Genomic DNA, 13737 nt, shown 5'->3' on the forward strand with positions numbered 1-13737 from the left:
ATCATTCGTAGCCGGCCCGGTCGCTGAGATGGCAAGCGACGTACCCGCCGCGGTCTGAGAACCCATAATATAACTCCTGGAAGATGGCCGGACGGACGAACGTCAGGGCTTGATGTGTCAGCGCGGGGCGGGGTTGGCGGTCGGCGCGGGCCGCGGGAAGTTCCGATCAAGGATCGACAGCGCCAGCTGCGCAGCGTCTCGCGCGATCAGCGCGGCCTGCGGCACCGGGCGGCCGGAGAACTCGAGGAGAGCGACAGCCTCGATCGCGGTCGAGTAGGCGGTGCGACGCAATTCAGCGCCCTTGCACACGTCCAGGCGCGGGGTTTGCGCGTACGCGGACAGGCTCGCCGCGCAGAGCGCAGCGGTTAGCAGTTTCATGTTGATTAACCTTTCAAGGAAGGGGAAGGGAGCGGACAACTGGAATGGTCCGGGAACACAATCTGTTAGCCGAGCGTCGATTAGGCGGTCGGTAGCCAGCGCGCGTGGAGAGAACAGTGCAGGAAGACTTTGAGGAACTTCAGAATGGTCCCGAGGTGTCGAGAGCACCGCTGATGAGCGGGCTCGTCGTCGGCGCCCTCGCTGGTGCGATGTGTTGGATCCTAGCCGGTTTAATCGTCTCGGCGCTTTTCTGAATGAAAGGCTTGGTTTGTCGGATTTCTACGATGCCGGAAGAGCGAAGTAACAGATTGGTAAAGGGTCGTTCGGTACAGGTGAGCACGGCCGCCGGGGTTTATCGCTCGTCAAAGCACTAGGCGGTCGAGTTCCCTCAGAGCCATCCGCCGGCAACCAAAGCCGCCTGGAACGACATGGCGTACCCGGCGACCTTCTCGGCACGGTCGATCCCATTGATGATGCGCCGCGCCGAGGTGAAGTTCGGAATTGTTGCAGGGCCCTTTGCCGGCAGGTAGCGCGCGAACTTATGCCGCCCGACCTTATCGCCAGCAAACCAGCCCTCGGTCATGCCGCAGACCATCACGCGCGCGGAAATCTCAGTTTCGAGCGCGCGATTGAAGTCCGCGAGCAATGCCCCTTTCAGCCCGAGCTCGGCATCGGCGATCTCGTAGTTGCTGTCCCACGTCAGCTGCACGTCGCCACGTCCGTACGCGACTTGCCCGCCATGCTTGCCCGGCTTGCCATATGGCTTGCCTCGACCGCGTCCGATCTCTGGAACCGGCTGCATACGCTGGGCGGTCTCGTGGAACGAGGTGGCAAGCCCGTATGCAACGTACGCCAGAGGCGAGCCCTGCGCAGCGAACGCGGCAAGCTTCGCCTCGATGCCCTCGACCTGCGCCGGCGTCATCTTCCCGAACAGCGGACGAATCGACGCGAAGAATTTGTCCGGAGACGCCAGCCCACGCGCCGGGCGCGCAGGGGCGGTCGCCGGCTTTGATGCCGTCGTCATAATAATTCCTTTTCGAGAGGGGACCTTCGTTCCGCCGGGAAGTTGTGCCCTTGCCGGGTATTAATCCTGCACCCGGCCGGCCCGCCTCGCGCTTCACACGGGCGCTTGAGGCGGGCCGTTATCTCTTGCGAATCACGGGCACCCTGCGCGAGTATCAGGTGCCGAAGAGATCACCTTTGGCCGGCCCGCCATCGCCTCTCCCGGTGAAGCGGGCCGTTATTCTGCTGGGGTAGCTGGGACGGTCCCGGTGGTCTGGGGCGGCAGCTTGTCCACGAGAGTGCCGATCGTCGCATCCTGCTGCGCGCTGTTACCTTTCCCGACGTTGAGAACTGCAGCTACAGCGGCGCCAACGATCGGGCCGAGGCCGGTGAAGAGCCCATCGACAAATCGGGTATTGTTCGCTGGGACCTGGTGGAAGAACGAGATCGCCGCGAGCCCGACGTATCCAACGATCAGGGTTAGCGCGATCACGTAGCGCCAGTGGCGGTCGACGTCGTTCATGGCGTTTCCTTCTCTATATAGGGGTGACTGGGGCGACGCTGACGATCGCCGCGCCAGCCTGCGCGCCGCGCTCGATCGCGACCTCTTGCTGTTGCCGGGCTCGCATCTGCTCGATGTGAACCACCGCCTCTGCGACTTTGTCGGGCGAGGTCTTAAGCAGCATCAGCAGGGCGTCGATGCGTCTTCACATGCTCCAGCGTGATGGGCTCTACAGCCATGCGCGCACCTCGTAGACTGAGAGTTCCGGGACCGACCAAGGGGTCAAGCCGATCCCGAAATGGGAAGTTCAAGCGGTGCGTATGACCTGGGCGAGTTCGAACAGGTCAGCGGTCAACTCGCTGCCATCGTCCTTCGTCGCGACTATGCTCATCGCCTTGGGGTCGGCGTACAAGGCGATGATCTCGGGAGCCGCGCGATCTGGCGCGCCATCGGCGCCGCGCTCGCCACGGTCACCGCGATCGCCGCGCTTGCCGCGCTTGCCGCGCCCAGCCGAGAGCATCCAGCCATCGCCTGGAATCTCGCCAGGCTCATTTCGCTTGGCGCGCCATTCCGAGCCGTTGAAACTGACCGTGTCCATTGCCCGATACTGCGCGTCTGGATCGAACAAACCGCGTGCCTCACCGTGGTAGGCGTCCTTGCCGTCGACGCCATCGCGCCCATCCACGCCGGGCAAACCTTGCGGGCCTTGCTCGCCATCACGTCCCGGTGCGCCATCGACTCCGTTTAAGCCATCGGCCCCATCACGACCCGCTGCGCCGGCGAGCCCGTCGGCCCCGTTCGCGCCATCACGGCCGGGCGCGCCTTCTGGGCCGTCCTTGCCATCGACGCCGTCGCGACCCGGCTCGCCAGCGATACCCGGCTGACCATCCGGCCCGTCCTTACCGTCGACGCCCGGCGCGCCATCCGCACCGCGCTCGCCAGCTGCGCCGTCTTGCCCAGGCGCACCGTCCGTGCCGTTCAGACCGTCGATGCCGTCGCGACCGGGGGCGCCGTCCTTGCCGTCGACGCCATCACGACCAGCCGCACCATCCTTCAATGAGGCGAGGTGGTCCTTCAGATCGCGCATCACATTGGCGAAGTCGCGATCGCGGATGACATCCGCCTGACGGCTCTCAGCCATGAACGCGCGGTGCTCGGCTGCCCGGAGCGCCTCTGCTCGATCCGCTTCGACGCGAACATCGGCAAGCATCTTGCGCACGGCGTCTCGCGCGCCATCGACGAAAGCACGGACCTCAATATCATCCATATATCTGGCTCGCTTCCTTCTGGCGCAGGGCTTCGTATCGCCGCGCTTGATCCTCGGGAGCCTCGACAGGCAGAGCCACGGGTTCAGGCGGGGAGGGCGGCACGGACGGTTCCTTCGCCGCGCGTGCCGCAACGCTCAGCGGAATATCCTGCTGCTGCACCCATGGCTCGTTGCCGCCATCTACCGGCCCCATTTCGAAATCGGCACGCGCAGTGTTCCGATCAAAGATTCCGCCCTTCGTACCGGCAGCCCAGCCTTCTACGCGTTCCTTGAACGACGAGCGCTGCAGGGCGCTGGTATCGAACTCGAGATACTCGTCGGGCTGTCCACCAAGCTTGAAGAACAGGCCTATCGCTTCTTCGATATGGTTGAGGACGAACCCCAGGCCGCTAGCGAGCCAGAACTGCATCAGCGTTTCGGTCGACGCGACCGCCTTGGCTTCCTCGCCAACGATAGCCGGGGGAACGCGGTAGACGCTCGCGATCGCTTTGTCCGACAGCTTCAGCATATCGACCAGCTGGGAGTCCGTGGCCTTCGCGCCGATCGGCGTCGCCTTCAGACCGGCGGTCAGGATCGGCGTACTGCCTTGGTTGAGCCCCCTGGATTGTTCGTTCCAGGCCTCGCGGAGCATGAGCATCCCGATCCATAGCGCGCTGAAGGCAGAGCTCGCCACGCGGGTGCGAGGGCCGGGCCCGATCTGCCTGACGATCCACGGCAAGCCGATGCGCGACGACAACGCGCGCAAGATCCTCAAGGCGTTCTCGGCCGCCGCCGGCGCACCGAGCGTCCCGCATGGGCTGCGCAAGAACGCTGTGATCGCGCTGCTCGAGGCCGGCTGCTCGGTCGCTCAGACCGCCGCGGTCAGCGGCCAATCCCTCACAATGGTGGAGTGGTACGCCCGCCGCCGCAATCAATCGACGCTCGCCGATGCCGCCATGGAGGCATGGGAGAGCAAATCGTGAACTTACAAACAGTGGAAAACTCCGCTCGCGACTCGCGCAATTCCGCCATCTCGGGTTATGTGTAAATTAACCCGACAAGATCGAGCTCGGTCAGGAGCGTACTCCGCGCGGCTTCGATAGCCGCGATCAGCGTGGGATCGCCGATCGATGCCGGATCGATCGCCTCGCGCCAGTGCGCGGCGATGATCGCGGCGATCCGGTCGAGCTTGGCGTGATCGACAAGGAAGCGGGGATCGACGGTTGCCGGATCGGCGACCACACGCAGGCGGAGGCAGGCAGGACCGCCGCCGTTGCTCATCGATTCGCGGACGTCGACGACGTGCAGGTGGCGGATCGGACCGTTGCCCGCGACGTGCGCTTGCAGCCACGACCACACCCCGGCATTGGCGCGCGCTTCCTCGGGCAGGATCAGCGCCATGCCGTCGGCGAGCGAGACGAGTTGTGCGTTGAACAGATAGGACGCGATCGCGTCGGCGAGGCTGACACGGTCAGCGGGAACCTCGACGATCTCGACCTCGGGCAGGAGGCGGCGCAGATCGGCGTAGAACGCATCCTTGTCCTCGAAGGCGTGTTCGTGGGCGAACAGCACGCGCTCGTTGGCGACCGCGACGACGTCGTTATGGAACGCCCCCGCGGCGATCGCGATATCGGACTGCTGGACGAACACAGTCCGTGCCGGATCGAGACCGTGCGCGCGCGCGATGGCTTCGCTCGCGTCGCGGTGCTGGCGGGCGGGGAAGCGTCCGCCGGGCTTGCCGTAGACGAAGACCTCGACGCCGGGTGCGGCATGATCGGCGCAGAGCCGCATGTGGTTGGCGGCGCCCTCGTCGCCGAACGGGGCCGGGGCGGGGGGATGCACGACGAAGGCGGGGTTTGCGAACGCCGTCCGAAGCTGGGCGAGCGTGCCTGGCCATTCGTGACTGCGATGCGGCATCGTCACGAGGTTGGCGACGGTCAGGTGACAGCGGCGATCGCGGGTGTCGGCCGCGGGCGATACCGTCGCCGCGTTCGCCGCCCACATCGCCGAAGCCGACAAGGCCTGCGCGCGAAGATGCGGCGGCGCGTGGTCGTAGGCGGTCGCCAAAGCTTCGAGCCAGCGATGGTCGGGGCGGGCGAGCGGCATCAGCACGCCCTGCACTAGGCCCAGATCGAGGTTCGCGCGCATCTTGGCGATGCCCTGCAACGCCGCCGCCCGCGGATGCGCGATCTGCCCGGCATGCTGCGTCGCGGCCAGATTACCGGGGCTGAGCCCGGCGAAATTATGGCTGGGGCCGATCAGCCCGTCGAAGTTGATCTCGACCATGGTCATAGCCGTGCAACGTGCGTCACGAGCGCGCCCTCGGCTAGCGCGAGCGCCGCGGCGCTGTCGGGAGAGAGGGCAACGCCGTCTTCCGTCTCGCGGACATGCCCGAACGCACAGCGGAAGTCGGCGAGGTTGCCGGTCGCGACGAGCGCTTCGGTGCCGCCGTCCTGGTCGATCGCGACGACACGGCTTTCGCGCGCGTCGGCGATCGAGCGGACCCGGTCGGTGCGCGCGGTCATCGTCGGTCCGCCGTCAAAGATGTCGACGTAATTCTCGAACGCGAAGCCTTCGTTCTCCAGCATCCGCATCGCCGCGCGACCCGAGGGGTGGGGAAGGCCGATCGCCGCGCGTGCGCTCTCGGTCAGCATCGCGGTATAAATCGGGTGCTTGGGCATGAGGTCGGCGATGAACTGGTGGCCGTTGATCGCATTGAACTGATCCGCGTCTTGGAAATTCATCCCGAAGAAACGGCCGGCGAGACCGTCCCAGAACGGCGAACCGCCGGCTTCGTCGATCACCCCGCGCAGTTCGGCGAGGATGCGATCGGCGAAGCGCGCGCGGTGCATCTTGATGAATAGGTAGCGACTGCGCGCGAGCAGCAGGCCGAGGCCACCGGCGCGTTCGCCGGGATGGAGAAACAGCCCGCCGACTTCGCTCGCGCCTTCGAGATCGGTGGCGAGCGAGAGCATATCGGCACGAAAGGTGCGGTTGAGCTCCTTGCTGTGCTGCGTGAGCTGGCCGATCCGGTAGCTGTAGAACGGATAGCTCTGGCCGACCTGCGTGAAGATCTGGCAGGTGCCGCGGACTTCGTGGGTCTCGGTGTTTTCGAGGATCAGCACGAACAGCTCGTCCTGGACCGGGCCGTCACTGCGCGCGAAGGCGGCATGGCTGCGCTCCAACTTAGCGGTCAGCGCGCGCCGATCGGGCGGCAGGTTGGTAAAACCGCCACCGGTGAGCTTGGCCATTTCGTAGAGATGCTGAAGATCGTCGTCGACCGCGGCGCGGATCCTGAAGCTCACAACCGGCCCTCCGCGATGCGTAATATGGTGACCGCCGACAGCGCTGCCCGCTCGGGCAGGCTGTCGGGGATCATGAACTCGTCGGTCGAGTGGATCGCACCGCCGCGGACGCCCATCGTGTCAACGACGGGGACGCCGGCGGCCGCGATGTTGTTGCCGTCGCAGACGCCGCCGGTCGCTTTCCAGGCGATGTCGAGACCGAGATCGCTGCCCGACGCCTTGACGAGGTCGAATAGTCGAGCGGCGCCGTCGTCGATCGGTTTGGGCGGGCGGTTGAAGCTGCCATGGACTTCGATACGGACGTCATGCTCGGCAGTCACCATCGCGACCGCGGAGTCGATGTGGGACTGGGCGCGCGCAATATCGTCGAGCGTCGCGGGGCGGAAGTTGATGCGGAGGATGGCGAGGTCGGGAACGACGTTGTTGGGACCGCCGCCTTCGATCCGTGCCGGGTTCACCGCGAGGCGCGGACCGCGGACCTTCGAAAGCCGCACCGCGATATCCGCGGCGGCGACGAGCGCGTTGCGGCCGTCCTCGGGGTTGCGGCCGGCATGCGCGCTACGGCCGCGAACGATGATCGAGAAATTGCCGGTGCCGCCGCGTGCGCCCGCCAATGTGCCGTCGGCGAGTGCTGGCTCGTAGGTCAGCGCGGCGATTTTGCCGTGCGCGGCGCTGGCCAGCAGCGGGGCGGAGGAGAAGGAGCCGGTTTCCTCGTCCGAGTTGATGACGACGTCATAACCGATCCGGGCGGCGAGGGGGCTCGCTTCGACCGCTTGAAGCGCCGCGAGCATCACGGCCAGCCCGCCCTTCATGTCCGCAACGCCAGGGCCGTTCAGCCAGCCATCGTCGAGCCACTGGAGCGACTGGAACGCGTGATCCACCGGATAGACCGTGTCCATGTGCCCGGTGAACAGCATCCTTACCGGCGCGTCGGAGCGGACGACGAGATGCAGATGCTTGCCGTGCTCAATCGACGACACGACGCCGTCCGTCGCGACGCTGTCGACCGGTGTCGGCTCGACCAGCGTGATGTCCCCCGGCAGGCTGGCGAACGCATCACCCAACAACCCCGCCATCGTCGCGAGTCCGGGCAGGTTGCGCGTCCCGCTGTTGATCGCCGCCCAGGCCTCGACCTGTCCTAGCATCGGAGCCGCGTGCGCCTTGTCGACGGCATCGCGCTCTATCGTTGAAAGTCCCCTCATCACCCGACCCTAGCGAAACCGGCCGGGAGAGGGAACAGCGTCAGAAGCTGTAGACGAGCGACGCGCGGCTAGTGGTGTCGGTCGAGACCGATCCGACCGGCGGCTCGCTTTCATACTGGACGCTGTACGACAGCGCGGCGGAGAGCGGACCGATGAGCTTGGCGTTGAGCGAAGTCGTGCCACTCAGCGTGCTGTTGTAGCGCTGGACATAGGCCGACGCGACCTGGCTCACCGACAGGCCGCTAAGAATGCGGATGCTGAAGTTCGCCGTGCCGCGTGCGGCCAGGCTGCTCTGGACCGTATCGTCGGTGAATTCGGTGTGGCGATAGGCTGGTCCGAGTTCGAGATCGAGCTTGGTCCCGGCGGTCTTGATCACGCTGTAGCCGGCACCGACAGAGGTCGAATAGCGGTTGTAATAGCCGAGGAACCGGTCGCCTTCATACTGTCCGACACCGTAGATGTAGGCGCGATCGTCGACCTTGTAATTGGGTTCGTACGAGGCGAGGTAATGCTCCCGCGTCGTGACGTCGAGGTTCGACTGATAATCGGCCTGCGCATGGAACTTGTGACGCCAGCGCAGCGCCTCGCGGTTGAGATCGAGCACCGCTGTACCGCCCGCGGTATCGGAGTTGCCGGTGGTCAGATAGCCGCCGATCTCCGCCTTGCCGCTCCACAAATCGAGGAAGCTGGCCTGGCGGATGACCTGCGTACGCTGTGCGGCGCGGTCCGCCTTCCACTTCTCGGCGATCGCCAGCACCGCGTCGCCGCTGAGTGGATCCGCGGCGCGCGCATATTTGGTGATCGTGTTGACGTCGGCCTCGTTCCCCGCCTCCAGCGCCGCGTCTAGCATCGCGCGGATCGTTTCCGGGATCATCACCGATTGCGGATCGGGCGCGTTGGCAAGCAACAGCGGGGCGAAGATGAGGCATGTTAAGCGGCGCACGCTGGATTCCGTAACGGTAGCGCAACGCGATGGAAACTGTGGAACGATGCGGTTATGCGCCGAGATGTGGCGCGAAGGCGGCGAGTACCTGTTCGTACAGCACCTTCTTGAACGGCACGATCAGCCGCGGCAGGTCGGCGGGATCGCTCCAGCGCCAGACGCGGAACTCCTGATGCTCGGTGGCGATGTCGATGTCCGCGTCGGTGCCGTTGAAACGATACAGGAACCAGCGCTGCGTCTGCCCGCGCCATTTGCCCTTCCACACCTTACCGAGCAGTTCGGGGGGGAGGTCGTAGACGAATTCACCCGGCGCTTCCGCAATCAGCTCAACCTTGTCCGGCATGACGCCGGTTTCCTCGCCGAGTTCACGCAATGCGGCGGCTTCGGCGTCCTCGCCCGGATCGATCCCACCCTGCGGCATCTGCCAGGCTTCGGACGGCGAATCGTTGCGCTGGCCTACAAAGACCTTGCCGTCGGCGTTGACGAGCATCACGCCGGCGCAGGGGCGGTAGGGAAGGGTCGAGTAATCGGTCACGAAAGTCTCCGGAACGCAGGCGCTTGTGCGGCGAACCGCTTGGGGCTCGGGCAGCGCGCTCCTACCTACGGAGCATGATCCATGTCGTCCACCATCCCGACTATGTCACGCCAGCGCCGGCGCGCTCGACCTATCGCTGGAACAAGAACGGGCTGATCCGCGACCTGCTTCTCGACAAGGGCGATGCGGTGACGTGGCATCGAGCCGAGACGACGCCGACCGCGTGGCTCGAGGCGGTGCATGACGAGGATTACGTCGCCGAGGTGCTTGGGGCGCAGGTGCCCAAGGAGAAGGAGCGGCGGATCGGGTTTCCGGTGACGTCAGCGGTGGCATCGCGTGCCGCGATCGTCCCTCACGGGACGTGGCTGGCGGCGTGTCTCGCGCTGGAGCACGGGTTCGCGGCGAATACGGCGGGCGGGAGCCATCATGCGCTGGCAAATACCGGCGCTGGGTTCTGTGTGTTCAACGACCTGGCGGTGGCAGCGGCGCGGCTGATCGACGCGCGCCGCGTGGCGCGCGTGCTGGTGGTCGATTGCGACGTGCATCAGGGCGACGGGACCGCGGCGTTGCTCGCGGGACGGCCCGAGATCGCCACCTATTCGATCCATGCGGAGAAGAATTTTCCGGTCCGGAAGGCGCGGTCGACGCTCGATGTGCCGTTGCCGGACAAGGTCGGCGACGAGGTCTATCTGGTGACGCTGGAGGCAAGCCTCGTACCGTTGCTCGACGAGTTTCGGCCGGAGTTGATCCTGTATCAGGCGGGGGTCGATCCATTCGAGGGCGATCGACTTGGACGGTTGTCGCTCACGCTCGACGGGTTGGCGCGGCGCGAGCGGCTCGTCGCCGGCCTCGCGATCGACCGCGGCGTGCCGCTCGCGAGTACGGTGGGCGGCGGCTATGGTGACGATGCGCTGGCAATCGCAGAGCGGCACGTCGCGTCGATTCTGACGCTGGGCGAAACTTTTGCCGCCGCGGGTGACGCCGGACTGCGGGTTGGTGCATTGAACGCGCGATGACGACACCTTCTTTGCTCTGGCTGCGCCAGGACCTCCGCCTTCACGATCACCCCGCGCTGATCGCCGCCGCGCATGCCGGGCCGGTGATTCCGGTCTACGTGCTCGACGACGACGCGTCGGGGAAATGGAAAATGGGCGGCGCCCAGCGTTGGTGGCTGCACCACACGCTCGAGTCGTTTGCCAAGTCGCTGGCGGACAAGGGCTCGAAGCTGGTTTTGCGCCGCGGCGATGCGGTCGAAGTGTTAAAGGCCCTGATGGAGGAAACCGGTGCCGAGCAGATACACGCGATCCGGCATTATGAGCCTTGGTGGCGGAAGGCCGAGGCGGCGCTTGGCGATAGGCTGTGCCTGCATGACGGCAACCATCTTGCCCGCGTCGAGGATGTGAAGACGGGGTCGGGCGGGCAGTTCAAGGTGTATTCCTCGTTCTGGAAGGCGCTCAACCAGATGATGCCGCCGGGCGACCCCGAGCCTGCGCCGCGGACGATCCCCGCGCCGTCGAAATGGCCGAAGAGCGATACGCTGGCGGACTGGGATCTGCTGCCGACCAAGCCGGACTGGTCGGCGGGGTTCGGCGACTGGACGCCGGGCGAGGCGCAGGCGTTGGAGAACGCGAAAGCGATGGCGCCGATCGTCGAGGCCTATGACGTCGATCGCAACATGCCGTCGATCGAGGGCACCTCGCGCCTGTCCCCGCACCTGCACTTCGGCGAGATCTCGCCGCGTGCGGTGTGGCATTCGGTAGATGGTCACGGCGACGCAACGACGTTCCGCAAGGAACTAGCGTGGCGCGATTTCACCGATGGCGTCGTGCTGACGATGCCGGACTACGGCGACACGAACGGGCGACCAAAGTTCGACAAGCTTCCTTGGCGGTCTGGCAAGGAGGCCGAGGCGGACCTGAAGGCGTGGCAGGAGGGCAAGACCGGCTATCCGATCGTCGATGCCGGGATGCGCCAGCTATGGGCGACCGGCTGGATGCACAATCGCGTGCGGATGATCACGGCGAGCTTCCTGGTGAAGCACCTGCTGATCGATTGGCGCGAGGGCGAGCGGTGGTTCTGGGATTGCCTGGTCGATGCGGATTACGGGAATAATTCGGTGAACTGGCAATGGGTCGCCGGGACCGGGGTGGATTCGAACATGTTCGGGCGGATCATGGCGCCGCTGTCGCAGTCGGAGAAGTTCGATGCGGGGGACTATATTCGCGAATGGGTGCCGGAACTGGCAAAGGTGACCGGCGAAGCGATCCATGATCCGGAGGAATCCGGCTGCCGGCCGAAGGCGTATCCGGCAAAGATCGTCGGCCACCGCGAAGGCCGCGAGCGTGCGCTCGAAGCCGGGCGGCACGCGCGCTAGGGTCGCATTTTCTCCCCTCCCTGGAAGGGAGGGGTTGGGGATGGGTCGGGTTCCGCTCGGTCGACCGTCAGTGGCTCGAACCCACCAACCCACCCCCGGCCCCTCCCTGTAAGGGAGGGGAGTGCATTGTGGTCTTGATTACGTTCCAGCCGTTTCCGCGCCGACGCCTCTTTCCTAGCCGTTGCCCGTGTTGCATGGAGCGCCGCGATGACCGTCGTTTCCGCTTTCGATGATGTGCCCGCTGCGCAGGGTTCCACGGTTACGCGTCTCGTTGCGCCGGTGTTTCACCGCCTGCTCGACCGGATCGATGCGGGGCTTGAGAGTGGCGGCATAGACGCGCATTTGCCCGACGGCACGCGGCGGCTGATCGGCGGTCGGGCTCCGGGGCCTTTACCCATCGTGACCGTTCACCGCTGGCGCGCGCTGGTGCGGTTGGCGACCGCGGGATCGGTCGGCTGGTACGAAGGCTGGGCGGCCGGCGACTGGTCGAGCCCAGACCCGGTACCGCTGTTCGACCTGTTCATGCGCAACCGCCGCTCGCTCGGGGGCGCGGCACGGTCGGGGGGGGTAGTGCGGCTCGCCGCGCGGGCGTGGCATCGGATGCGGCGGAACGATCTAACTGGCTCGCGCAAGAACATCGCCGCGCATTACGATCTCGGCAACGACTTCTACGAAACGTGGCTCGATGCGAGCCTGACCTATTCGAGCGCGATCTTTGCCGAGCCGTTCGACGATGCCGAACCGCATGAGGCGGCGCAGGGGACCAAGCTGCGCGCAATCCTCGACCGGACCGGGGCGCGGGCGGGCGATACGATCCTGGAGATCGGCTGCGGTTGGGGATCGTTCGCCGAGATGGCGGCGCGCGCGGGGGTCGGCGTGCACGCACTGACGCTGTCGACGGAGCAGAAGCGGCAAGTCGACGACCGGATCGCGGCGGCGGGGCTCGACGGTGTCCGCGTGGCGCTGACCGACTACCGTGACGTCACCGGCACGTACGACGCGGTGGCGAGCATCGAGATGGTCGAGGCGGTCGGCGAAGAATATTGGCCGATCTATCTCGACGCGATCGCGCGCGCGTTGAAGCCGGGTGGGCGTGCGGCGTTGCAGTATATCTCCATCGACGATGCGATCTTCGACTCCTATTCGCGGAGTGTCGACTTCATCCAGCGCTATGTGTTTCCGGGCGGGATGCTGTTGTCCGAACCAGGGTTTCGTGCGCTGGCAGAGGCGCGGGGACTGGCGTGGGAGGACCGGCGCGGGTTCGGGCTGCACTATGCCGAGACGTTGCGGCGGTGGCGCGTTGCGTTCGATGCGGCGGTTGCGGAAGGGCGATTGCCGGCGCGGTTCGATGCGCGGTTCGTGGCGTTGTGGCGCTACTATCTGATGTATTGCGAGGGCGGGTTCCTCGGCGGTGGGATCGACGTCGCGCAGGTTACGCTGGTGAAGCGGTAACGCTTTCCTGCGTACGCAGGAATCCAGGGTAGCGGGCGGTGGCGATTGTGACCCTGGGCTCCTGCGTTCGCAGGAGAACGGTTAGGCGACCCGCTCGAAGTGACCAGCTTCGAAGCCTTCGATCGCCAGCGCGACGATGCGGTCGGCCACTACTGTTGGTTCCTTGACCGAGTTCGGATCCTCGCCCGGATACGCCCGCGCCCGCATCTTGGTCCGCGTCGCGCCGGGATCAACGATCGCGGCGCGGATCGCGCTGATCTCGGCCATCTCGTCGCCGTACGCGCCGAGCAGCGTTTCGAACGCAGCCTTCGAGGCACCATAAAGGCCCCAGTACGCGCGAGGCTTGCGGCCCACGCTGGACGTTACGCCGATCACGCGAGCCGACTTGGCCTTCTTCAGCATCGTGTCGAACGCAGCGATCATGGCAGCCTGCGCGCTGACGTTGAGCGTCAGGACCTGCGCCATTTCCTTCGGATCGATCGCCGGCACCGACGACAGCGAACCGAGCATGCCCGCATTGAGCACGAGGATATCGAGCGCATCCCAGCGGTCGCCGATCGCCGTCGCCAGCCGCGCGATGGCTTCGCTCTCGGCAAGATCGAGAGGCGCTATCGTCGCCGAACCGCCCGCCGCATGGATCGACGCCTCGACCTCTTCGAGACCACCCGGCGTTCGCGCCGTCAGGACGACGTGCGCGCCCTTTGCCGCCAGCGCGATCGCGGTCGCGGCGCCGATGCCGCGGCTGGCACCAGTGACCAGCGCCAGCCGGCCTTCGAGAGGCTTGTCCGTCATATCAGC

The 13737-nt window shown here is 65.9% G+C and carries 16 protein-coding genes; 4 read left to right on the forward strand and 12 right to left on the reverse strand.

Annotation, left to right across the window (positions count from 1 at the left end; all coding sequences use genetic code 11):
- Positions 1-117: 117 nt before the first annotated feature.
- From C8J40_RS06325 to C8J40_RS06345, 6 genes are all read right to left on the reverse strand, one after another.
- Positions 118-378, reverse strand: a complete 261-nt coding sequence (locus tag C8J40_RS06325) for a hypothetical protein (protein WP_132896290.1) — start codon at positions 376-378, stop codon at positions 118-120.
- 388 nt (positions 379-766) lie between these two features.
- Complete coding sequence (locus C8J40_RS06330; protein WP_207901157.1) at positions 767-1402, reverse strand: hypothetical protein; 636 nt, start codon at positions 1400-1402, stop codon at positions 767-769.
- 216 nt (positions 1403-1618) lie between these two features.
- Complete coding sequence (locus tag C8J40_RS06335; protein WP_132896291.1) at positions 1619-1903, reverse strand: hypothetical protein; 285 nt, start codon at positions 1901-1903, stop codon at positions 1619-1621.
- A gap of 13 nt (positions 1904-1916) precedes the next feature.
- Positions 1917-2066 carry a hypothetical protein gene (locus tag C8J40_RS20200; protein ID WP_165911377.1) on the reverse strand — a complete coding sequence of 50 codons (150 nt, stop codon included), beginning with the start codon at positions 2064-2066 and terminating at the stop codon, positions 1917-1919.
- A gap of 123 nt (positions 2067-2189) precedes the next feature.
- Entirely contained in the window at positions 2190-3149 is a 960-nt protein-coding gene (locus C8J40_RS06340; protein WP_132896292.1) for a hypothetical protein, read from the reverse strand.
- Positions 3142-3780 (reverse strand): phage portal protein, encoded by a 639-nt coding sequence (locus tag C8J40_RS06345; RefSeq protein WP_207901158.1) that lies wholly within the window; start codon positions 3778-3780, stop codon positions 3142-3144. Before C8J40_RS06345 ends, C8J40_RS06340 begins: the two co-directional genes overlap by 8 nt.
- Here C8J40_RS06345 and C8J40_RS06350 point away from each other — a divergent pair.
- Entirely contained in the window at positions 3779-4111 is a 333-nt protein-coding gene (locus tag C8J40_RS06350) for a site-specific integrase (RefSeq protein WP_132896294.1), read from the forward strand. The two genes, C8J40_RS06345 and C8J40_RS06350, sit on opposite strands and share 2 nt — an antisense overlap.
- A 55-nt stretch (positions 4112-4166) precedes the next feature.
- Here C8J40_RS06350 and C8J40_RS06355 read toward each other — a convergent pair whose 3' ends face one another.
- From C8J40_RS06355 to C8J40_RS06375, 5 genes are read right to left on the reverse strand one after another with little or no spacing between them, the layout of a single operon-like run.
- Positions 4167-5420, reverse strand: a complete 1254-nt coding sequence (locus C8J40_RS06355) for an N-succinylarginine dihydrolase (protein WP_132896295.1) — start codon at positions 5418-5420, stop codon at positions 4167-4169.
- Positions 5417-6433: an arginine N-succinyltransferase gene (locus C8J40_RS06360; RefSeq protein ID WP_132896296.1), complete on the reverse strand. Its 1017-nt coding sequence runs from the start codon at positions 6431-6433 to the stop codon at positions 5417-5419. The genes C8J40_RS06355 and C8J40_RS06360 overlap by 4 nt, the downstream gene beginning before the upstream one ends.
- A complete protein-coding gene (locus C8J40_RS06365) occupies positions 6430-7635 on the reverse strand; it encodes a hydrolase (protein WP_132896297.1) in 1206 nt (401 codons plus the stop codon). The genes C8J40_RS06360 and C8J40_RS06365 overlap by 4 nt, the downstream gene beginning before the upstream one ends.
- Positions 7636-7675: 40 nt before the next feature.
- Positions 7676-8578 (reverse strand): DUF481 domain-containing protein, encoded by a 903-nt coding sequence (locus tag C8J40_RS06370; RefSeq protein WP_243693235.1) that lies wholly within the window; start codon positions 8576-8578, stop codon positions 7676-7678.
- Between the two features lie 52 nt (positions 8579-8630).
- On the reverse strand, positions 8631-9113 hold the full coding sequence (locus C8J40_RS06375; protein WP_132896298.1) for an RNA pyrophosphohydrolase: 483 nt from the start codon (positions 9111-9113) through the stop codon (positions 8631-8633).
- A 74-nt stretch (positions 9114-9187) separates the two neighbouring features.
- On the opposite strand from C8J40_RS06375, the gene C8J40_RS06380 reads away from it, so the two are divergent.
- From C8J40_RS06380 to C8J40_RS06390, 3 genes are all read left to right on the forward strand, one after another.
- The gene (locus C8J40_RS06380) at positions 9188-10129 is read left to right on the forward strand and encodes a histone deacetylase (RefSeq protein ID WP_132896299.1); all 942 of its coding nucleotides are present in this window, start codon (positions 9188-9190) and stop codon (positions 10127-10129) included.
- Positions 10126-11487: a deoxyribodipyrimidine photo-lyase gene (locus C8J40_RS06385; protein WP_132896300.1), complete on the forward strand. Its 1362-nt coding sequence runs from the start codon at positions 10126-10128 to the stop codon at positions 11485-11487. Before C8J40_RS06380 ends, C8J40_RS06385 begins: the two co-directional genes overlap by 4 nt.
- Before the next feature lie 207 nt (positions 11488-11694).
- Entirely contained in the window at positions 11695-12939 is a 1245-nt protein-coding gene (locus C8J40_RS06390; RefSeq protein ID WP_132896301.1) for a cyclopropane-fatty-acyl-phospholipid synthase family protein, read from the forward strand.
- An 81-nt stretch (positions 12940-13020) separates the two neighbouring features.
- On the opposite strand, the gene C8J40_RS06395 is transcribed toward C8J40_RS06390, so the two are convergent.
- Positions 13021-13731 carry an SDR family NAD(P)-dependent oxidoreductase gene (locus tag C8J40_RS06395; protein ID WP_132896302.1) on the reverse strand — a complete coding sequence of 237 codons (711 nt, stop codon included), beginning with the start codon at positions 13729-13731 and terminating at the stop codon, positions 13021-13023.
- Positions 13732-13737 lie beyond the last annotated feature (6 nt).

Origin of the sequence: Sphingomonas sp. PP-CC-3A-396 (genome assembly GCF_004343105.1) — a bacterium.
In the GTDB taxonomy this organism is placed as follows: Bacteria; Pseudomonadota; Alphaproteobacteria; order Sphingomonadales; family Sphingomonadaceae; genus Sphingomonas.